At 73.1% G+C, this 22,167-nt stretch carries 8 protein-coding genes; all 8 read left to right on the top strand.

Annotated elements, in window-relative coordinates:
• The first annotated feature begins 77 nt into the window (after positions 1–77).
• The 8 genes from DMH01_RS33080 to DMH01_RS33045 all read left to right on the top strand — a co-directional run bounded on the left by DMH01_RS33080 (position 78) and on the right by DMH01_RS33045 (position 22,121).
• Positions 78–2,525, top strand: a complete 2,448-nt coding sequence (locus tag DMH01_RS33080; RefSeq protein WP_125681766.1) for a tetratricopeptide repeat protein — start codon at positions 78–80, stop codon at positions 2,523–2,525.
• 133 nt (positions 2,526–2,658) lie between these two features.
• Positions 2,659–10,584, top strand: a complete 7,926-nt coding sequence (locus DMH01_RS33075; RefSeq protein WP_158633269.1) for a non-ribosomal peptide synthetase — start codon at positions 2,659–2,661, stop codon at positions 10,582–10,584.
• Positions 10,581–17,507, top strand: a complete 6,927-nt coding sequence (locus tag DMH01_RS33070) for a non-ribosomal peptide synthetase/MFS transporter (protein ID WP_125681761.1) — start codon at positions 10,581–10,583, stop codon at positions 17,505–17,507. Before DMH01_RS33075 ends, DMH01_RS33070 begins: the two co-directional genes overlap by 4 nt.
• Before the next feature lie 5 nt (positions 17,508–17,512).
• On the top strand, positions 17,513–18,451 hold the full coding sequence (locus tag DMH01_RS33065; protein WP_125681760.1) for a threonine/serine dehydratase: 939 nt from the start codon (positions 17,513–17,515) through the stop codon (positions 18,449–18,451).
• The gene (gene sbnA, locus DMH01_RS33060; RefSeq protein ID WP_233621750.1) at positions 18,438–19,430 is read left to right on the top strand and encodes a 2,3-diaminopropionate biosynthesis protein SbnA; all 993 of its coding nucleotides are present in this window, start codon (positions 18,438–18,440) and stop codon (positions 19,428–19,430) included. Before DMH01_RS33065 ends, sbnA begins: the two co-directional genes overlap by 14 nt.
• Positions 19,431–19,439: 9 nt before the next feature.
• A complete protein-coding gene (locus DMH01_RS33055; protein ID WP_125681758.1) occupies positions 19,440–20,363 on the top strand; it encodes an ornithine carbamoyltransferase in 924 nt (307 codons plus the stop codon).
• Complete coding sequence (locus DMH01_RS33050; protein WP_125681756.1) at positions 20,360–21,406, top strand: ornithine cyclodeaminase family protein; 1,047 nt, start codon at positions 20,360–20,362, stop codon at positions 21,404–21,406. Before DMH01_RS33055 ends, DMH01_RS33050 begins: the two co-directional genes overlap by 4 nt.
• A gap of 160 nt (positions 21,407–21,566) precedes the next feature.
• Complete coding sequence (locus DMH01_RS33045; protein WP_125681755.1) at positions 21,567–22,121, top strand: hypothetical protein; 555 nt, start codon at positions 21,567–21,569, stop codon at positions 22,119–22,121.
• Positions 22,122–22,167 lie beyond the last annotated feature (46 nt).

Below are 22,167 nucleotides of genomic sequence, written 5' to 3'. Positions count from 1 at the left end.
CGTTTTCGACCAATTTCGATCAAAATCGTCGGCGAACCACGGCTTTTCGTCGTCGCACCCGCTCTAACATCCGCAAAATGGACCGTCGTCCGAGTTCGTTGCTGGGTGAGTCGAGGCGGGAAGCCGGGCTCACCCAGGAGGAGTTGGCGGAACGCACCGGGCTGACGGTGCGCAGCATCAGCAACATCGAGCGTGGCCGGGTCGCCCGGCCGCGGCGCCATTCGGTGGAGGCGCTCGCGGTGGGGCTGGGTCTCCAGGGCGAGCAAGCGAGCCGGTTCGTCCGGCACTACTGCCCGGACGCGGTGTCGCCCCCGAGAACGCCGGTCGCTTCGGTGCCCGCACAACTGCCCTCGGGTATCACGTCGTTCGTCGGGCGGCAGCGGGAGATCGACGCGCTCGACACCCTCCTCGGCGAAGGCGACGGCAAGGGCGTTGTCGTGGCGGTACTGGAGGGCATGGCCGGGGTCGGCAAGACCTCCTTGGCCGTGCAGTGGGCGCAGCGGGTCAAACAGGACTTCCCCGACGGGCAGTTGTTCGCGAACCTGCGCGGGTACGGGCCGGGGGCGCCCGCCGACCCTGGCGAGGTGCTGCGGTCGTTCCTGCGGGCGCTCGGCGTGCCCGTGGCGGACGTGCCCGCCGACCTCGACGACCGGGCCGCGTCGCTGCGCAGTGAGCTGGCAGGCCGCTCGGTCCTCATCGTGCTGGACAACGCCCGCTCGGCGGACCAGGTCCGGCCGTTGCTGCCCGGCCACGCGGGCTGCGCGGTGGTGGTGACGAGCCGCTCGGCACTGCACGGGCTGACGATCAGCGCCGACGCGCACCGGGTGCCGGTGCCGCTGCTGACCGAGCAGGAGTCGTTCTCCCTGCTCGACCGGCTGGCGGGCCCCGGACGGAGATTCGCCGACCGCACCGCGCTCGCCGACATGGTGTCGGGGTGCGGCGGCCTGCCGCTCGCCCTGCGCATCGTCGGTGAGCGGCTCGCGCACAACCGGAACCTGGCGAACGTGGCTTCCTCGATGCGTCCGGCCGGGAACCGGCTCGCCGCGCTGACGACCGAAGAGAAGACGACCTCACTGCCCTCCGTGCTGTCCTGGTCCTACGACGCGCTGCCCGGCGACGTGGCCTCGGCCCTACGTCTGCTCGGCCTCCATCCCGGCCCCCATTGGGATATCGCCGCAGCGGCGGCGCTGCTGGGCACGGATCCGCCGGAGACCGGCAGGCTCCTCGACGCGCTCGTCGACAGCCACCTGCTGCTCGGGCACCGCGCGGACGGACGGTTCGAATTCCACGATCTGGTCCGCGACTACGCGCGCAGCCGCACCGGCGAGGAACCGGCGCAGCGGCGGTCGGCGGCCCTGCGCCGCCTCGCCGAGCACTGTGTGGCCGGGGCGGCCGACGCGGCCGGGTCGCTGACGGCGGGCGACCCCAACCGAAGACCGCTGCTCACCCCGATCACCGAGAACGTCATGTTCACCGGCGCGGAGGAGGCGGCGACCTGGCTGGCGGCGGAGCTGCCCACCTTGATCGCCATCGCGGAACAGTCGTCGGCCACCGGCGGCACCTACGCCCGCGACCTCTCGACCGTGCTGTGGCAGGCCTTGCGGGTACACGGTCACTACGGCGCCCTGCGCACACTGCACCGCCTCGCGCTCGCCGAGGCACAGCGGGCGGGCGACGCCATCGGCACCCAGCAAGCCCTCGTCGACCTGGCCGCGATCTGCGCCAGGCTCGGCCATTTCGACGAGGCGGTGACACATCTGACCCGCTGCCTCGACGTCGACGGGAGCCCGGTCGTCACCGGCCGCGCGCTGAACACCCTCGGCACCGTGTACGCGCAGCTGGGCCGGTACGCCGACGCGGCGGACCACCTGAGCAAGGCGGTCGCGGTTTCCCAGGAGACCGGCGACCGACTCAACGAAGGACGCTCGCTGTCCAACCTCGGCTTCATCCACGAACGCCGGGGCGAACTGGACGCCGCTCTCGACTGCTATCGGCAGTGCCTGACCATCTCGGAGCGCATCGGTGACCGGCTGAGCGAGGCGATCTCGCTGCACAATCTCGGGGACGTCTACCGCGCGCTGGGCCGGTGGACCGAGGCCCACGACCACCTCCGGCGGTCGCTGACGGTCAGCAGGGCCGAGGGGCACCGGGAGGCCGAAGGGTACGCGCTGGCCTATCTCGGGCTGGTGCACCTTCGGCAGGGCGACGCGGCCGCGGCCCGCCTGCAGCAGGAGGCGGCGCTCGACATCGCGGTGACGACCGGCATCCGGCCGCTGGAGACCCTCGTGCACAACGGGCTCGCGGACAGCGCGCTGGCGTGCGGCGACCGGTCGGCCGCGCTGGCGCACTACACGCGGGCGGCCGAACTCGCCCGGCTCACCCGCGAACCGCACGAGGAGGCCCGCGCGCTGACCGGTATCGCCGCGACCCACGACGACATCGGGGCTCCGGACAAGGCCAGGCCGTACCGCGAACGCGCGCGGTCGCTTTACGACGCGATGGGCATCGCGATGGTGGCTTCGTGACCGGAACTTGCCGTCCGCATTGTTCCGGTCGGAATTCCTGGACCGGGCGCCGAACCGGAAGTTCAATCTGCCGAGGTCGGCGAAGCCCGGCCGGGTCATGAGGGGGTTCAGCGGGTTGCGGGTAGATCTGGGTGTGTTCGAACGGGTACACGAGGCGTTCGAGGAGCAGGCGAGAAGGACACCCCACCGCTGTGCGCTCGTCGCGGGCGACGAGCGGCTGAGCTACGCCCGGCTGGACGAGGTCGCGAACACGGTCGCGCACGCGCTGCTCCGCCGCGGGGCGGCACGCGGTGACCTGATCGGCGTGTGCCTGCGCCGCGGCCGGTGGCTGGTGCCCACGCTGCTGGGGGTGCTGAAGGCGGGGTGCGCGTACGTCCCGCTGGACCCGTCCGCTCCCCCGGCGCACGGCGCGTCGGTCGTCGCGGACTCCGGGCTGGCGCTGGTGGTGGCGGACGAACCGGATCCGGCCGCGCTCGCGGACGCCGGCGTGCCGGTGCTGGCCGTCGGGGACGTCGCCGCATCGCCCACCACCTCCCCCGGTGTCCCGGGTTCCGGCGCGGACCTCGCGTACGTGATCTACACGTCCGGCTCCACCGGCAGGCCGAAAGGTGTCCAGGTCGAGCATCGCAACGTGCTCGCGTTGCTGGCGTGGGCGGCCGCGACCTACGGCGACGACGAACTGCGGGGCGTGCTCGGCGCCGCGTCGGTCTGCTTCGACGCGTCCGTCGCCGAGATCTTCCCGCCCCTGGTGACCGGCGGGAGCCTGGTGCTCGCCGAGAACCTGCTCGCGCTGCCCGGGCTGGCCGCACGGGACGAGGTGACGTTCGTTCAGGGCGTGCCGTCCGTGCTGGCGGTGCTGGCGCGCACACCGCTGCCGCGTTCGGTGCGGACCGTCGCGATCGCGGGTGAGGCACTGCACCGGTCGCTCGTCGACCGCCTCTACGCCAACGAGGGCGTGCGGCGGATCGTGAACTGCTACGGCCCGACCGAGGTGACGGTGAACTGCTCGTGCCACGAGGTCGCCCGGGACGGGAGGGACGACCCGCCGATCGGCACCCCGCTGCCCGGCGCCGCGTTCTCGGTGCGGGACGCCGACGGTCGCGCGCTCGGCGACGACGAGGTCGGTGAGCTGTGGGTCAGCGGGACGCTCGTGACCCGCGGATATCTGGGGCAGCCGGAGCTGACCGCCGAGAAGTTCGTGACCGACCCCCGCGGCGTCCGGCACTACCGCACCGGCGACCTGGTCCGGCGCCGCGACGGCGTGCACCACTTCGTCGGCCGCGCCGACGACCAGGTGAAGGTGCGGGGCTTCCGGATCGAACCGGGACAGGTCCAGGCGGCGCTCCTCACCCATCCGGCCGTCGGCAACGCCGTGGTGCTCGCGCCCGCCGACGAACACGGGGAGCGCAGGCTCGTCGGGTTCGTCGAACCGGCCGGTGACGGGGTTTCCGAGCCGGAGTTGTTGCGGTGGCTGCGATCGCGGCTGCCCGCGCATCTGGTGCCGTCACGGATCGCCGTGCTCGACGCGATCCCGCTCGGCACAACCGGGAAGGCGGACCGGGCCGCGCTGGCGGCGTGGGTGTTCGACCGCGGGGACACCGAGTACGCCGCCCCGCGCACCGAGACCGAGCGGCTGGTCGCCGAGGTGGTCGCGGCCGCGTTCGGGCTGCCGGGAATCGGTGTGCACGACCGGTTCTCCGAGTCGGGCGGGCACTCGCTCGCCGCCGCGCGTGCGGTCACGCGGCTGCGGGAGAGCACCGGCCGGGTGGTGACGCTGGCGGAATTCCTCTCCGACGGCACGGTGGCGGCGGTCGCGCGGCGGCTCGCCGACGCTCCGGCCGCGGCGCCTTCCTTGGCGCTGGAGGAAAACCCGAGCCGTGAGAGCTACCCCTTGACCGCCACGCAACGGGATCTGTGGACCCTCGCCCAGCTCGGCTCGACCGGCACCGCGACGACCGTCGCGTGGCGGCTGCGGCTGCGCGGCCGGATTTCGGTGCCCGCGCTGCGGGCCGCCGCGGACCGAATCGTCGCGCGGCACGAGGTGCTGCGCGGCACGATCGGCGACCACGACGGCGAACCGGTCATGGTGGTGGGCCCACCGGCTCCGGTTCCGATGGACGTGCACGACCTGCGCGGGCTCGCCGACGGGGACCGCCGTGCCGGGGAACTGGCCGCGGCCGCCGCCCGGCACACGTTCGACCTCACCCAGGACACGCCGCTCCTGCTGATCACGCTGCTCCGCCTCGCCGACGACGTGGCCGACCTGATCGTCGTGTCCGACCACATCGCCACCGACGGCGCGTCCGTCGGCGTGCTCATGGCGGAACTGGCAGGCGCGCCCGCGGCTTCCTTCGCACAGGTCGGTGCGGTGGCGTTGCGGGAACGCGCGCTCGCGGAGGTGCCCGGTGAACGAGACCGGCCGGCGGCGTACTGGTCAGGAGAGCTGGCGGGAGCGATCCCGCCGGACGCCCTTTTCGACCGCGTCGTGCACGGCCGGCGGCGTTTCGCAGGCGAGCGGATCAGCACGCCACTGCCCGAGTCACTGGGGTCGGCGGTGCGCGCGCTCGCCGAAGCGACCGGGGTGACGCCGTTCGCGGTGTACCTGTCGGCGCTGGGGGTGCTGGTCGGCGAACTGGTGCGGGGCAAGGACGTGCTGCTGGGAATGGCGGCCGCGCACCGGGACCGGCCCGAACTCGAACACACCGTCGGGCCGCTGGTCGACGTCCTGCCGGTCCGGTTGCGGATCGAGGCGGACACGTCGTTCCGCGACCTGCTGCGCGCGGCCATGACCACGGCGGCGCACGCCATCGACCATCGGGGCCTGTCCAGCGGTGAACTCACCGCACTGTGGGGTGGCGACCGGCCCGCCGGGGTACCGCTGACGCCCGTGTCGATCGCGGTGCAGCCGGACGGCGTCCCGCTGTCGGCGCACGGGCCGGGCACGCGGCTGGACCTGCTCGGCGAGCTGCCGACCGGCGGCAGCCACACTCCGCTGACGGTGTTCGTGAACTCCACCGTGGACGGCGCCGAGCTGATCGTCGAACACGACCCGTCGTGGCTCGCCCCCGGCCGCGCCCGCTGGTTCACCCGTTCCCTGCTGCACCTTCTGCGCGCCGCGGTGTCCACACCGGACATCGCCCTGTCCTCGCTGGCACTGGCGTCGGACGGGGAACTCGCCGAGCTGACGTGGTGGGGCACCGGCCCCGCGCTGCCCGCCGACGACGCGGGTGGTGTGCCGGACGCGGTGTGGCGCAACGCTTCGAGGACACCGGACGCGGTCGCGGTGTCCGCTGAGGACGGGCAGCTGACGTACGCGGAACTGGTCGGCCACGCCGACCGGATCGCGCGCGTCCTCGCCGCGGCCGGGGTGGCCGCCGGCGACACGGTCGGGGTGTGCCTGCCGCGCGACGAGTTCCTGCCAGCCGCATTGCTCGCCGTGTGGCGGGCAGGTGCGGGATATCTGCCGCTCGACACCGAGCAACCCGTCGCGCGACTGGCCCGGCTCGCGAGCGAGGCCGGCCTACGGGTCGTGCTCACGCGTGGCGGCGCCCAGCCGGTGGCGTCGGAGATCGCCGACGGTGTGCCTGGCCTGTGCGTGATCAGCGCCGACCGGACCGACGGAGCGCCCTTCGAACCGGTGCTCCCGGACGGTGACGCGCTCGCCTACGTGCTGTACACCTCGGGGTCGACCGGGCGGCCCAAGGGTGTCGAAATCAGCCACGCGAACCTGCACGCGTTCGTCCGGTCCCGGGGGCTCCGCCCCGGCATGACGCGGGACGACGCGATGCTCGCGCTCGCGCCACTCGCCTTCGACGTGTCCGCCGAGGAACTGTGGTGGCCGCTCGTCACCGGCGCGCGCTGCGTCGTCGCCGATCGCGACAGCGCCGTCGACGGCCACCTGCTCGCGCGGCGGATCGCCGAGGACGGCGTCACGATCGTCGACCTCACCCCCACCAGCCTGCGGATGCTGCTCGCCGCGGGCTGGGCGGGTGACCCCGGGCTGCGGCTGCTGCTCGGCGGCGAGGTGCTCGACCCGGACCTCGCCGCGAGGACCCTGCCGCTGGTCCGTGAACTGTGGAACGGCTACGGCCCGACGGAGACCACGGTCGCGGCGACCGCGCACCGGGTCACCGGGGACGACCGGGTCCCGATCGGTTCGCCGACGCCGGGCACCCGGCTGTACGTCATGGACGAGGCGGGCAGGCTCGCTCCGCCCGGCGCGATCGGTGAGCTGTGGATCGGTGGCGCCGGTGTGGCGACCGGCTACCGGGCACGACCCGAACTGTCCGCGTCCGCGTTCGTCGCCGATCCGGTGCGGCCGGGCGAGCGCTGCTACCGCACCGGCGACCTGGTCCGGTGGCGGCCGGACGCGACACTGGAGTTCCTCGGCCGCGCCGACGACCAGGTGAAGGTGCGGGGCAACCGGTTCGAGCTCGGCGAGATCGAGTCGGTCCTGCGTGGACTGTCCGATGTGGACGACGCGGCGGTGACGGTGGCCGCGGACGGCGTGGACGCGCACGTGATCGGCTACCTCACCCCCGAGACCGTCGACGCGGCGGCCGTCGAGCGACAGGCTCGGCGGCTGCTGCCCGCCTACATGGTGCCGAGTTCGTGGCGCACCCTGGACGCGCTCCCCTTGCTGCCCAACGGAAAGCTCGACCGGCGCGCGCTTCCGCCGGCGCCCGTCGCCCCACCGGCCGCGACGGCGCCGCTGTCGGAGGCCGAGGCGGTGGTCGCGCAGGTGTGGCGGGAATGCCTCGAACTCGACGCGGAAATCGGCCCGGACAGCGACTTCTTCGCGCTCGGCGGCCGGTCGCTGGCGGCGACCCGGGTGGTCGGCCTCCTGCACACCAGGCTGAGACGCCGGATCACCGTCCGCACGCTGTTCGACCACCCGGTGCTCGCCGACTTCACCGCACGGATCGACGAGGAAACCGCCTGCGACGACCGTGCGCTCGTCGCCCGCTCGGACCCGGCCGCCCCCGCGCCGCTGTCTTCGGCGCAGCGCATGCTGTGGTTCGCGGCGAAGCTCGACCCGGGCAGCGCCGCCTACAACTCCCCCACCGTGCTACGGATCCGGGGCGCGCTGGACGAGTCGCGCCTGTATCGCGCGATCCGTGCGCTCGCGGCGCGCCATCACGTGCTGCGCAGCCGGTTCACCGAGATCGCCGGGGAGCCGGTCGCGCTCCTCGGACCGGTCGATGCCGTTCCGGTGTCCACTGTGGACATGGCAGAGCCGAACCTGGCCACAGCGGTGACGGCGGAGATCCGGCGGCCGTTCGCGCTGGACGCCGTGCCGCCGCTGCGCGTGGTCCTGTTCCGGCTCGCACCGGACCACCACGTCCTGACCCTCACCTGCCACCACATCGCCACCGACGCGGTCTCCCAACGGCTCCTTCTGTCCGAAGTGGACCAGTTCTACCGCGCCGAACCCGACGACTGGCCGGCACCACCGGCACTCCAGTACGCCGACCACGCCACGCGGGAACGCGAGCAGGACCGGTCCGAGGGGCTCGACTGGTGGGAGCGGCGGCTCGCGGACCTGCCCGCGCTGCGGCTGCCCGCCGACCGGCCCCGCCCCGCCATCGCCGACTGGACTGCGGACGAGGTCCCGATCCAGCTGTCCCCGGTCGTCACCGGCCGGGTCCGCGCCCTGGCGAACGACGCCGGGACCACGCCGTTCACGATCCTGCTCACGGCCTGGCAACTGCTGCTCGCGCGACTGGCCGGGGTACGGGACCTCGCGGTCGCCGTGCCGCACAGTGGCCGCCGCTCCGCCGAACTGGCCGGGATGGTCGGCTTCTTCGTCAACACCGTGGCCGTCCGTGCCGACCTCGGGGCCCGGTCGGGCCTCGACCTCGTGGCCAGGACACGTGACGCGGTCCTCGACGCGTTCGCGCACGCCGACGTGCCCTTCGACGAGGTCGTGCGGCGGCTCGCACCCGAGCGGGATGCGGCGAGCACCCCGGTGTGCCAGGTGATGATGAACGTCCTCGACGAGCAGCCGACCGCGGCGCTCGGAGACCTGGCCGTGAAGGTGCTGCCGCAACCGGTCGCCACCGCGCTGTACGACCTGAACCTGGACCTCGCCGAAACCGGTGACGGCTACACGGGCAGGCTCGTGTTCCGCGCCGACCTGTTCGACCGGGACACGATCGAACGCTGGGCCCGCTGGTACAGCACCCTCTTGGACCGCCTCACCGCCGACCCGGACGCCGAACTGTCCACACTGGACATCCTGGACGACGGGGATCGAGCCGCACTGCTCGCCTGGGGCACCGGGAAACCGTTGCCTGTCACCCGAACCGCGGTCGCCGACGTGCTCGCGCAACCACCCGGCGCGGTGGCGACGTCGTCGCCTGCCGGACGACTGTCCTATGCGGACCTGGCCACCTGGTCGGCACAGGGCGCCCGCGGTCTGCTCGCCGCGGGTGTCGGCACCGGTGACGTGGTCGGCGTATGCCTGCCGCGCGACGAATACCTGCCCGCCGGGCTGCTCGCGGTGTGGCGGGCAGGTGGCGCGTACCTGCCGCTGGATCCCGGCCATCCCGCGGACCGGATCGCGGCGCTCGCCGCCGACGCCGGAATTCGGGTCGTCGCCGCCCGGGGCGATGCGCTGGACGTGGCCCGCGCCTCGCTGCCGCACCTGACCGTCGTGGACCTCGATGCCCCCGTCACGGACACCGGCGCGCTGCGGGAGCCGGACCAGGACGACCTCGCCTACGTCCTCTACACGTCCGGTTCGACCGGCAGGCCGAAGGGCGTCGCGGTCACGCACAGGAATCTCGCCGCGTTGGTCCACGCCTTCCGCGAAGTCACCGACGTGCGGCCTGCCGACACCTGGCTGGCGGTGGCACCGCTCGTGTTCGACACGGCCACCGGCGAGATCTGGACGACGCTGACCGCGGGCGCGCACTGCGCGATCGCCGACCGGGACTGTGCCGTCGACGGGCACGCGCTGGTACAGCGGCTCGTCTCGACCGGCGCGACCCGGTTCAACCCGACACCGACCACCTTGCGGATGCTCGTCGCCGCCGGACTTCCCGATCTGCCGGGACTGCACGTGCTCTCCGGCGGCGAAGCCCTCGACGTCGCACTGGCGCGGCAGCTCACCGCCCGGGTCGCGAGCCTGCGCAACTGCTACGGACCCACGGAGACCACCATCACCGCGACCACCCACCTGGTGACCACCGCCGACCTCGCGGCCGATCGGCCGATACCGATCGGCGGACCGCTCGGCGGCACCCTGCTCACGGTCGTCGACCCGTTCGGCCAAGCCGCGCTTCCCGGCGCGGTCGGCGAGTTGTCCATCGGCGGCGCCGGCGTGACATCGGGCTACCGGGGCCGCCCGGAGCAGACCGCGGCCGCCTTCGGCACCGACCCGTTGCACGGGGGCCGTTCCTACCGCACCGGCGACCTGGTCCGCTGGCGCGCCGACGGCATGCTGGAGTTCCACGGCCGCGCCGACCACCAGGTGAAGATCCGCGGCAACCGGGTGGAACTCGGCGAGGTGGAGCACGTGCTGCGCACGGTCGCCGGGGTGACCGACGCGGTGGTCGTGGTGCGTGCGGGGGAAGGCGAACCACATCTCGTCGGCTACCTCACCCCGTCCACTGTGGACACCGCCGCGGTGGCGGCCGTGCTGCGCGGACGCCTACCCGACTACGCGGTGCCGCACCGGTGGGTACCGCTCGACGCGTTCCCGGCCACGGCGACCGGCAAGGTGGACCGCGCCGCGCTGCCCGCACCCTCGGCACCGGCGCGACCGGACAGCCCTCCGGCGTCGGCGGTCGAGGAACTCGTCGCGGTGATCTGGGCCGAGGTGCTCGGCCGAGAGCGGGTCGGCGCGCTGGACGACTTCTTCGGTCTTGGCGGGCATTCGCTCGCCGCGACCAAGGTCGTCGGCCGGCTCGGCGAGGCGCTCGGTTTCCCCGTCCCGGTGCGATGTCTGTTCGACCGGCCGGTGCTGCGGGAGTTCGCCGCGGAACTGGAACGGATCGCGATGACCGCGCTGGCGGAGGACGACGCCATCGGTATCCCCACAGGGAGCACGGTATGACCGACTCGCTGGTCACTCCCGCACAGCGGCGCATGCGTGAGCTGCTCGCCGACCGCGCCACCGCCGCGCTGCGTGGCGGAACCCCCGCCGCGGAGCCCGCCATCCCCCGGCTCCCCCGCGACGGATCGCCGGTGCCGCTGTCGCCCGCGCAGGCCAGGCTGTGGTTCCTGGCCCGCTTCGAACCCGGCGGCCACGCCTACAACCTGCCGCTCGTGCTCGAACTGACCGGACCGGCCGACGAGACGGCGCTGCTCGCCGCGGTCCGGGACGTCGCCGACCGCCACGACGTGCTCCGCGGCGTGTACCGGGAGATCGACGGCGAACCGATGCGGTGCGACGGGCCCGCCGTCCCGGTGTCCACTGTGGACGTCACGGCGGCGGAGCTGGACGCCGCGGTGGCCGCCGAGGCTACCCGTCCGTTCGCGCTCGAAGACATGCCGCCGATGCGGGCCGTGCTGTTCCGCGTCAGCGCCGACCGGCGGGTGCTGGCGTTGACGTTCCACCACATCGCGATGGACGCCCCGTCGGTCGCCGTCGTGCTCGACGACCTCGCCGCCTGCTACGCGGCCCGCCTCGGCGGCCGCGACCTGCCGCCGCCACCGGCACTCCAGTACGCGGACCTGGTGGCGTGGAACGGTTCCCGGCCGGACACCGCCGAGGCAGGCCTGGACTGGTGGTCCGAGCGGCTCGCCGGGCTCCCTCCGGTGCTGGAGCTGCCGACCGACCGGCCCCGTCCGGCCGTGGCCGGGGACGAGGGCGCCGAGGTCGAGGTCGAAGTGCCCGCCGCGCTCACCGCGCGACTGCGGGAGATCGGCCGCACCACCGGCGCCACCCCGTTCATGGTGTTCCTGGCGTGCTGGCAGACCCTGCTCGCCAGGCTGGCCGGGACGACCGACGTGCCGGTGGGGGTACCGGAGTCCGGCCGGCGCCATCCGGACGCCGAACGGGTCGTCGGCTGCTTCGTCGACACGCTGGTGCTGCGCACCGACCTGGCCGGGGCGACCACCGGCCGCGAACTGCTCGCCGCCGCCCGGGACACGGTGCTCGACGCGTTCGCGCATACGGACGTGCCGTTCGAGCGGATCGTGGAGCGGGTCGCACCCCGGCGCGGGCTCGACGCGTCGCCGGTCTTCCAGGTCATGCTCAACGTGCTCGACGAACCGTCGCGGGCACCCGAACTGCCAGGTCTGACCACCCGGGTCACCGAACCGCCGGTGCGCAGCGTCAAGTACGACCTGAACCTCGCGCTGTCCCGGTCCGGCGACGGCTATTCGGGCGGGCTGGCCTACCGCACCGACCTGTTCGACCGGGGCACCGCGGAGCGGATCGCCCGCTGGTTCGTCACGCTCGTCGACGGGATCACCGCGGACCTCGACCGGCCCGTGGCCGAGGTGCCCCTCGAAGCCGTCACCGCCCCGGCGCTGGCGGGCCCGGAGCCGGAGCGGGCCGGACTCCGCCCGGTGCACACGCTGATCGAGGACACCGCCGACCGGTACCCCGACCGCGTCGCCGTGGTCGGCGCGACCGGCACGCTCACCTACCGGCGGCTCGACGAACGCGCCAACCGGATCGCGCACCGGCTGCGGGCGCTCGGCGTACGAGCCGACGAGCCGGTCGGGATGCTGCTCGAACAGGGCACGGACGTGGCGTGCGCGGTGCTGGGCATCATGAAGTCCGGCGGCGCCTACCTGCCGATGGACACCACCTATCCGCGGGCGCGGGTGGCCGCCATCCTCGCCACCGCGGGCGCGCGGATCCTGCTCGCCGAACCCGGCCTCGACATCACCGTCCCCGGGGTCACCGTCCTGACCGTCGACGACGCGGTCGCGGACCAGCCCAGCACCCGGCCCGGCGTCCCGGTCGCGGGGAACGACCTGATCCACGTGATCTTCACGTCCGGTTCGACCGGTGCGCCGAAGGGGGTCGCGGTCGAGCACCGCAACGTCGCGCATTACCTGTCGGGCATGCTGCCCCGGCTCGGCGACGTGGCGGGCGCGTCGTTCGCGGTCGTCTCCACCCCGGCGGCCGACTTCGGCCTCACCTGCGTGTACGGCGCGCTGACCACCGGCGGCACCGTCCACCTGGTCGACCGGGACACCGCGATGGATCCGGAGGCCTTCGCCGGATACCTCGCCGAGCGTCCGGTCGACGTGCTCAAATGCGTGCCCAGCCACCTGGAACTCCTTGCCCGGCACGGGGATCTGGCCTCAGTGCTCCCAACGCGGCTGCTGATCCTCGCCGGCGAGGCGTGCCCGTGGTCGCTCGTCGAGCGGGTCGAGGCGGCCCGTCCCGGCCTGCGGGTGCAGAGCCACTACGGGCACACCGAGAGCACGATGATCTCGATGACGTGCGACGTGGCGGCCGTCCCGCCGCACGAGCGCACCGGATACGTACCGCTCGGCACGCCACTGCCCGGGGTCGTCGGCCATCTCGTCGACGCGCGCGGCGTGGTCGTGCCCGACGGCATGACCGGCGAACTGGTGATCGGCGGGCCGCAGATCACCCGCGGCTACCTGGGCGACGACACGCAGACCGCGGCCCGGTTCGTCCCCGATCCGCTGGGCACCGGCGTGCGGTGCTTCCGCAGCGGCGATCTGCTGCGTGTCCGTGCCGACGGCACTGTGCAGTTCCTCGGCCGCGCCGACGACCAGGTGAAGGTGCGCGGCCACCGGGTGGAACTGGGCGAGGTCACCGCCGCCCTCCGCGACGTCGACGGGGTGGCCGAGGCCGTGGTGCTTCCCGTCGGCGCCGGCCTCGACCGGCGCCTGGCCGCTTGGCTGGTCGGACCGGGGCTCGATGTGGCGACCGTGCGCCGGACGCTGCGGGAGCGCCTGCCGGACTACCTGGTTCCTGCCTCGCTGACCGTGCTGGATCGCTTGCCGCTCAACGCGAACGGCAAGATCGACCGGGCGGCGCTGCCCGACGTCGCCGAGCGGGAGCCCGCCGCGCGACGACCGGTGGCGACCCCGGCCGAGCGGCTCGTGGCGCGGATCTGGGGCGACGTGCTCGGGAGCGACGGCATCGCCGCCGACGACGACTTCTTCGCCGTGGGCGGTCATTCCTTCGCCGCGGTGCGCGTGGCGGGGCGGCTGGGCGAGGCGCTGCGCCGCGACGTCGCCGTGCGCACGGTGTTCGAGCATCCGGTGCTGGCCGACCTCGCCGCCGTGCTGGCCGCCGACCCGGGCGGCGTGTCCGGCGGCGCGCCCATCCCCGTGCGGCCGGACCCCGAAGCACCCGCGCCGCTGTCGTCCGCGCAGGCGCGGCTGTGGTTTCTCGAACTGCTCGGCCCGGGGTCGGCCTATCACGCCGATCTCGTGCTGCGGCTGCGCGGGCCGCTGGACGCGGCGGCGATGACGCTCGCGGTCCGGGACGTCGCCGCCCGGCACACCGTCCTGCGCAGCGTCATCGAGGAGCGGGACGGCACCCCGGTCGCCGTGCCGGTGCCCGCCGAGCGCGTACCGGTGTCCATTGTGGACATCGCGGCCGACCGGGTGGACGCGGCGTACCGGGCGGAACTGGCGAGGCCGTTCGCGCTCGACCGGGAGCCGCCGCTGCGGGCTTCGCTGTTCCGGGTCGCCGACGACAAGCACGTCCTCGCGCTCACCGTGCACCACATCGCGACCGACAACTGGTCGCGCGGCGTCATCGGCAACGACCTCGCCGACGCGTACGCCGCCCGGCTCGCGGGATCGGCACCGGACGCGGCCCCGCCCGTCCAGTACGCGGACTACGCCGCCTGGCTGGCCGCCCGCGGGCGAGACGAGGACCTGGACTGGTGGTGCGACCGCCTGTCCGGGCTGCCGCCGCTGCTCGCGTTGCCGACCGACCGGCCCCGCCCGGCGGTGGCCGACTGGTCCGGCGGGCACGTCCGGTTCGCCCTCCCCGCCGCGCTCACCGCACGCGTCCGGCAGGTCGCGGCCGAGGCGGGCGTGACGCCGTTCATGGTGCTGCTGGCCTGCTGGCAGGAACTGCTCGGCCGCCGCGCCGGGACCGACGACGTCGCGGTCGGCGTGCCGGAGTCCGGGCGGCATCACCCGGACGTCGAGTCGACGGTGGGCTGTTTCGTGAACACGCTCGTGTTGCGCACGGACCTCGGCGGCGACCCGACCGTCCGCGAGTTGCTCGGCCGGTCCCGCGAGACCGTGCTCGGCGCGTTCGCGCACGCCGAGACACCCCTCGAAGGGATCATCGAGCGGCTGCGGCCGCAGCGATCAGTGGCCGCGACGCCGCTCTTCCAGGTAGTGCTGAACGTCCTCGACCAACCTGCGACGCCGCCCGCCATCCCGGGTGTCGAGGTGACGGCCGTCCGCGACGCGGGCGAGCAGGTGAAGTTCGACCTCAGCATGGTGCTGGTCAACGACGGCGACACCTACCTCGGTGGCCTCGCCTACCGGGCCGACCTCTTCGACGCCGGTACCGCGGAAGGGATCGTCGCCGACTTCCAGGCACTCCTGGACGGCTTACTGTCCAATGTGGACCAACCGGTCGCCGCGGCCGGCCCGGCCCGCGCCGGGTCCCGCCCGGTCAGCCAGCCCGCCTCCGAGCCCATCGCCGTGCCGGTGACCGGCTCGGGCGCGCCGGGAACGCCGACCGAGCAACGCGTCGCGCAGGTGTGGGCACAGGTGCTCGATGTGCCCGAGGTCCGCGCGGACGACGACTTCTTCGCCCTCGGCGGCCATTCGTTCACCGCGGTCCGCGCGGTCCGGCTGATCGACGAACGGCTTCGGGTCATCGACCTGTTCCTGCACCCGACCGTCCGCGAACTGGCCGCCCATCTCGACGCCGGGCAGGAAACCGGCGACGGGCGCCTGCTGCACCGCCTCTCCCCCGTTCGCACGGGCACGCCGGACATGACGCTCGTCTGCGTGCCCTACGGCGGTGGCTCGGCCGCGGTGTTCCAGCCACTGGCCACCGAACTCGCCGCCGCCACACCGGAGATCGACCTGCTCGCCGTCGAACTGCCCGGCCACGACGTGGCACGGCCCGACGAGGCGTTCCGCACCGTCGACGAGGTCGTGGACCTGCTGGCCGACGAGATCGGCCGGACCGTCACCGGCCCGGTCGCGGTGTACGGGCACTGCGTCGGCTCCGCGGTGGCCACCGCGCTCGCCGCCCGGCTCGAGGCCGACGGCCGCACCGTCGCCGGAGTGGTCGTGGCGGGCAGCTTCCCCTCCGCACGCCTGCCGGGCAAGCTTTCCGCCTGGCTGCAGCGCCGGTTCCCGCGCGAACGCTGGGTGGCGGACCGGCTCTACCGGGACACGCTGCGGGCCACCGGCGGACTGCTGGACGACATGGACGAGGCCGCGAGCGCGGCGATGCTGCGCGCGCTGCGGCACGACGCCGGACAGGCGCAGGCGTGGTTCGGCGGCGCACTCGACCCGGACGCCGGGCAACAGCCCAAGCTCACGGCGCCGGTCCTGTGTGTGGTCGGGTCGAGCGACCCGGCGACCGAGCTGTACCAGGAGCGGTACCGCGAGTGGGGCGTGTTCGCCGACCGTGTCGAGCTGGCCGTGCTGCCCAAGGCCGGGCACTACTTCCTGCGCCACCAGGCCGTCGACGTCGCCGCACTGCTGCGGGACCGGCTGCCCCGCTGGGCCGCCGGTGACCTGCCGCCGGAAGTCGACGACGTCCCGGTCGCCGCGACCGCGACCCGGCGCGGGCTCCGCGCGTTCTACACCGTGGCCGGCGGCCAAGCCGTGTCGATGATCGGCACCGAACTGAGCGCGTTCGCGCTCGGCGTGTGGGCCTACCAGCTCAGCGGGCGCGTCATCGATCTCGCGCTGGTCGTGTTGCTCGCCCGCGTGCCGAGCATGCTCCTGACCCCGGTCGGCGGCGCGCTCGCCGACCGGGTGGACCGCAGGCGGATCATGCTGTGCTGCGACCTGACGAGCGGCGCGGCGATGGCCGTGCTCGCCGTGCTGGTCGCGCTTGGACGGCTCGATCTCGTGGCGGTGTGCGCGATCGTCGGGGTCATGTCGGTGGCGTCGGCGTTCCACCGGCCCGCCTACCTGGCGGCGATCGCCCAGCTGGTGCCGAAGCCGTATCTGCCGCAGGCCAACGCGCTCGCCGACATGGGCGCCGGGCTCGGCACCGTACTCGGGCCGGTCCTCGGCGGTGTCCTCATGGGACTGTCCGGGTTGACCGCGGTCGTCGTGGCCGACGTCGCCACGTTCGCGATCGGGGTGATCACCCTGGTACTGGTGCGGTTCCCGAACCGGATGTTCTTCACGCGGGCCGAACCGTTCGCGAAGGCGGTCACCGGCGGATGGAAGTTCGTGCTGCGCCGCAAACCGCTGCTGGTGATGATCGGCTACTTCGCGGTGGTCAACTACTTCACCGCCGTGATGTGGGTGGGGCTCACCCCGCTGGTCCTGTCGATCGGCTCGACGGGCGAACTGGGTGTGGTCAGTGCCGTCGGCGGGATCGGCGCCGCGGTCGGCGCGCTCGTCGTGGTCACCTGGGGCGGCACCACCCGCCGTTCCACCGGCATGATCGCGTTCGTCATCGGCTCCGGGCTCGGGGTGGCGCTGATGGGGGCGTGGCCGTCGGTGTTCGTGGTCGCGGCCGGCCTGTTCGTGCGGCTGGCGTGCATGAGCATCGGCAACGCGCACTGGCTTTCGATCATCCAGACGAAGGTCGGCCAGCAGCTGCAGGGCCGGGTGCTGGCGATCAACGTCATGCTGGCGACCGCCATGCAGCCGCTCGGGTTCCTGACCGCGGGACCGATCGCCGACCGGCTCGGCGGTTTCGCCACGCTGATGGTGGTCTCCGGTGCCGTGCTGGTGGTGTGGGGTGCGCTCGGGCTGCGGTACCGGCCGCTGCGCGACATCGAGGATCTACTGCCGGACGCGGCACCACCGGCGGAGATCGACGCCGATCTCGACCGCGTGCAGGCGCTCGCCGACCGGAACCTGGCGCGGTGACGGCGATGACCTCCCTTGTCACCCCGGCCGACCTGCGCTCCGCCGCCGAGCGGATCCGGCGCGCCGTGCACCGCACTCCCCTGCTCGGCCCGGTCGGCGACCTGTGGCTCAAACCGGAACACCGCCAGCGGACCGGTTCGTTCAAGGCACGAGGCGCGCTCAACGCGGTCGCCCGGCTCACCGCGAGCCACGTCCTCGCCCAGTCGTCCGGCAACCACGGGCGTGCGGTGGCCTACGCGGCGGCACAGCACGGCCTGCGCGCCACGGTCGTCCTTCCCGCCACCGCGCCCGCGTTGAAGGTGGAGGCGGTGCGGACGCTCGGCGCGCACGTCGTGATCGTGCCACCCGCGCTGCGCGAACGGACCACGGCCGAGCTGGCGGCGCGGACCGGCGCCACCGTCGTCGGTTCCGCCGACTTCGACGTGATCGCCGGGCACGGCACGGTCGGCACCGAGATCGTGGCGGAGCTGCCGGAGGTGCGCACCGTCCTGGTGCCGGTCTGCAACGGCGGCCTGCTCGCCGGAGTCGCCGCCGCCGTGAAGGCGGTCTCCCCCGGCACCCGTGTCGTCGGTGTCGAGCCGGCGCTGGCCGGGGACGCGGCCGAGTCGCTGAGGCTGGGCAGGCTGGTGCGGTGGCCGGTGGAGCGGACCTACCGCACCATCGCGGACGGGCTGCGCGCGCCGGTGCTCGGCGAACTCGCCTGGCGGCACATCAAGGTGCTCGTGGACGACATCGTCACCATCGACGAGGACGAAATCGTCGCCGCGCGGGAGTTCCTGTCCGACCGGTTCGGTGTGCTCGCGGAGCCGAGCGGCGCGGTGGCGACCGCCGCGCACCTGACCGGACGGTGGCGTGGCCCGACCGTGGCGATCGTGTCCGGCGGCAATGTCGCGGCCACGGTTCCGGCGGCCAGGAGAGAGTGGGTGTCCGTTGAGCACGGGTGATTTGAGCGGAGTGCTCGCGACGATCGGCGACACCCCGTTGGTCGCGCTGGATCGGGTCGTCCCGATCGCGGGTGTCCAGGTGTTCGCGAAGATGGAGAAGTTCAATCCGGGCGGCAGTGTCAAGGACCGCACCGCGCTGCACATGCTGCGCGGGAAGATCCAGGCCGGTGAGCTGGTACCGGGCCGGTCGGTGGTGGTGGAGTCGACCTCCGGCAACCTCGGCGTCGGCCTCGCCCAGCTGTGCGCCTACTTCGGGCTCGAGCTGATCTGCGTGGTCGACACCCGGACGACCGCGCAGTCCGTCGCGCTGTTGCGGGCCTACGGCGCGGAGGTGGAAGTCGTCTCCGCACCGCGCGGCGACCTGCTCGGCGCGCGGATCGCGCGGGTGCGGGAACTGGTGGCGTTGCTGCCGGACGCGTTCTGGCCCAACCAATACGAGAACCCGCTCAACGCGGCCGCGCACGAGCGGACCATGGCCGAGATCGTCACCGCGCTGGACGGACGGGTCGACTACCTGTTCTGCTCGGTCGGCACCGGCGGCACGCTGCGTGGCTGCGCCGACCACATCCGCGACCACGGCCTCGCCACGAAACTGGTCGCCGTCGACGCGGCGGGCAGCGCCATCTTCCACACCCCGACCGAGGAACGGCTGATCCCGGGACACGGTGCCGGGCGGCGGCCGCCCTTGGTGGACGTCGGCGTGGTCAGCGAGGTCGTCCATGTGACCGACCTGGAATGCGTACGTGCCTGCCGGCTGCTGGTGGCGCGGGAAGCGATCCTGGCCGGCGGGTCGTCGGGCGCGACCGTGTCCGCGCTCGGCAAGCTGCGCCACCGCATCCCCGCCGGATCCCGCTGTGTGCTCGTCTTCCCCGACGACGGCAACCGCTACCTCGACACCATCTACTCGGATTCCTGGGTACTCGAGCACTTCGGCGAGGTACCCGAGGTCAAGACCCGGCCGTTGACCGCCGCCCGGTAAGGAGAAACCTTGCGCCACCTCATTTCGCTCGACGATCTCACCGACGAGGACCTGCGTTCCGTCGTCGCCCGGGCGACGCGGCTGGCCGACGACCCGCGGCAGGCGGCCACGTCGCTGTCCGGTGAGGTCGTCGGCATCTACTTCAGCAAGACCTCCACGCGCACCCGCACGGCGTTCTCGGCGGGCGCGCTGCGGCTCGGCGCGCGCATCGTCTCCTATGGGCCGGGAGATCTGCAGATCAACACCGGGGAGACCATCGCGGACACGGGCCGGGTGCTGGCCGGCATGCTCGACGCGCTCGTGGTGCGCACCGCGGGCGATCCGGCGGAACTGCGGGCCATGGCAGACCAGAAGCGGATGTCGGTGGTCAACGCCATGACCGCGGACGAGCACCCCACCCAGGCGCTCGCGGATCTCACCACGCTGGTCCGCCGGTTCGGGCGCGTCGACGGGCTGCGGGTGCTGTATCTCGGCGAGGGCAACAACTCCGCGGCCGCGCTCGCGTTGGCGCTCACCCGTTTCCCCGGCACCGAACTGCACCTGCGCACCCCGCCCGGCTACGGCCTCGACCCCGGAGTGCTGGCGCGTGCGCGGTCGCACGCCGCGCGGCACGGAGCGTCCCTTGTGGAGCGTCACGACATGGACGACCTGCCCGTGTCCGACGTCGTGTACACCACGAGGTGGGAGACGACGGGGACGACCAAACCGGACCCGGACTGGCGCACGGTTTTCGCCCCGTTCCAGGTGACGCGGGCGTTGTGGCGGACCAGCCCGGACGCGGTGTTCATGCACGACCTGCCCGCGCACCGCGGCGAGGAGGTCACCGCGGAGGTGCTGGACGGCGGGGACAGCATCGCGTTCGCCCAGGCGGAGAACAAGATGTACAGCGCGATGGCGGCACTGGAATGGTGCCGCGGCAAGGATTCGGCATGAGCGAGCAGTGGTACGACCAGGCGGACACGGGACTGGCGGGCGCGGGCCGGGTGCTCGTGCTGTCGCGCGCGGACGTCCGGCGCTGCCTGGCGAGCATCGACCCGGTCGAGGTCGTCCGGCGGACGCTCGCCGACCACGACCGCGGTGAGAGCCTGCTCCCCGCGGAGGCATACCTGCGGTGGGAGAACTCGCACGGCGCGTACACCCGGTCGATCGGCATGCCCGGCGCGGTGGGGCCGCACCACGGCATGAAGATCATCAACGCCAGCGTGTCCAATCCGGCCGCGGGCCTGGAACGCGCGGGCGGACTGGGCCTGTGCTTCGACGCCGAGACCGCCCGGGTCACGTCGATCATGGAGGCGGGCCTGCTGAGCGCGGTGCGCACGGCGGCGGTGAGCGCGGTCGGCGTCGACGCCACGGGTTACGCCGGCGCGGGTTCGCTCGCGATCGTGGGCTGCGGAGCACAGGGACGGATGCACGCGGCGCTGCTGACCCGCAGGCTGACGGCCCTGCGCGCGGTGTCGTTGCACGACCGCGACCCGGCCGTCGCCCACCGTCTCGCGGATCTGCTTTCCCGCGACGGCCTCGAGGTGACCGTGCACGGCGATGCCCGCGATGCGGTCGCGGCCGGAGAGATCGCGGTCTTCACCACCACCGCCGACGAGGGCTACGTGACCCCAGATTGGGCTCGGCCCGGCGCGCTGCTGGTCAATGTGTCCTTGGGCGACCTCGCGGACGAGACGTTCCTCGACGCCGCGGCACTGTACGTGGACGATCTCGACCTGGTGGCGGACAACCCGCGCCGCCCACTCGGCCGCCTGATGGACGCCGGGCTGGTCACCCGCCCGTCGGACGGTACGGCGAAACCGATCGACGCCACCTTGGGCGGGCTGCTCACCGGCCGGTACACCAGTCGCGGCACCGCCAGGCCGCACGTCGTGCTCAACCCGTTCGGCATGGGTGTGCTGGACGTGGCGCTCTACGGTGCCATCGCCGCGAAGGCCCGTCACTGGGGCATCGGGTCTCTCGTCGATCTCGGCTGACGGCCGGGCCGGCGTTTTCGAACAACTTCGATCAAGGTCGTCGTCCAAGATCACTGGTCGGCTCCGCGCGGGGCCGATAATATTTGCCGTGGCCAGGTAATTGGCTGATGGAAAATCACTTACGCGGCCGACCTATCGAATTACCGGAAAGAGATGAACGTTGAAGAAATGGACGACACGGGTCACCACCGGCCTGGTGGCCGCGGGCATGGTGCTCACCGCGCAGACCGCGCCGGCGATCGCTGACGAGCAGGCGGACACCACCACGGTCACCGAATCGGAGGTCGACGACAGCACGGCCGCGGTCGAGCTCACCGAAGAGGCCGCGGAGAACGGCGACGTCACCGCCGCCGACTGCGGCGACTGGCGTCGCGCCTTGGCCGGCTTCGGCGAGTGGAAGGTGAGCAAGGCGGGCTGTGGCTACATCAGCCCGGATTCGAAGAAGAACCCGCAGCACCGCCGCTACACGTGGAAGATCCCGGCAGGCAGCAACGGCCGGGTCTGCGTCCAGGCGGAGGGCCACTACTGGAGCACCAAGAAGAAGAAGAGCGTCAAGACCTGGACGACGGCGGGCTGCGGAACCGGCGGCACCGTTGTCGTGCGCTGGTCGGGCCCGCCGAAGAAGGGCGGCGGTTATCTCGGCCTCGCCTCGACCCCCCGGGTGCGGGCGAAGGTCCAGCCGGGCTTCGGCGGCGCCGCGTACGTCTGGAAGTGAGCCGGTCACCACGGATCCGGGACACCGCCACTCCCCCCTCGATGGC

It is taken from the genome of Amycolatopsis sp. WAC 04182 (assembly GCF_003947465.1).
Classification (GTDB): Bacteria; Actinomycetota; Actinomycetes; order Mycobacteriales; family Pseudonocardiaceae; genus Amycolatopsis.
Note: the sequence above shows the minus strand (reverse complement) of the source record. Positions and strands in the feature narration are given on the sequence as shown.

Coding starts and splice junctions, on each gene's coding strand:
- DMH01_RS33065 (WP_125681760.1), top strand. CDS start 17,513: ATGACCTCCCTTGTCACCCCGGCCGACCTGCGCTCCGCCGCCGAGCGG.
- DMH01_RS33070 (WP_125681761.1), top strand. CDS start 10,581: ATGACCGACTCGCTGGTCACTCCCGCACAGCGGCGCATGCGTGAGCTG.
- DMH01_RS33050 (WP_125681756.1), top strand. CDS start 20,360: ATGAGCGAGCAGTGGTACGACCAGGCGGACACGGGACTGGCGGGCGCG.
- DMH01_RS33080 (WP_125681766.1), top strand. CDS start 78: ATGGACCGTCGTCCGAGTTCGTTGCTGGGTGAGTCGAGGCGGGAAGCC.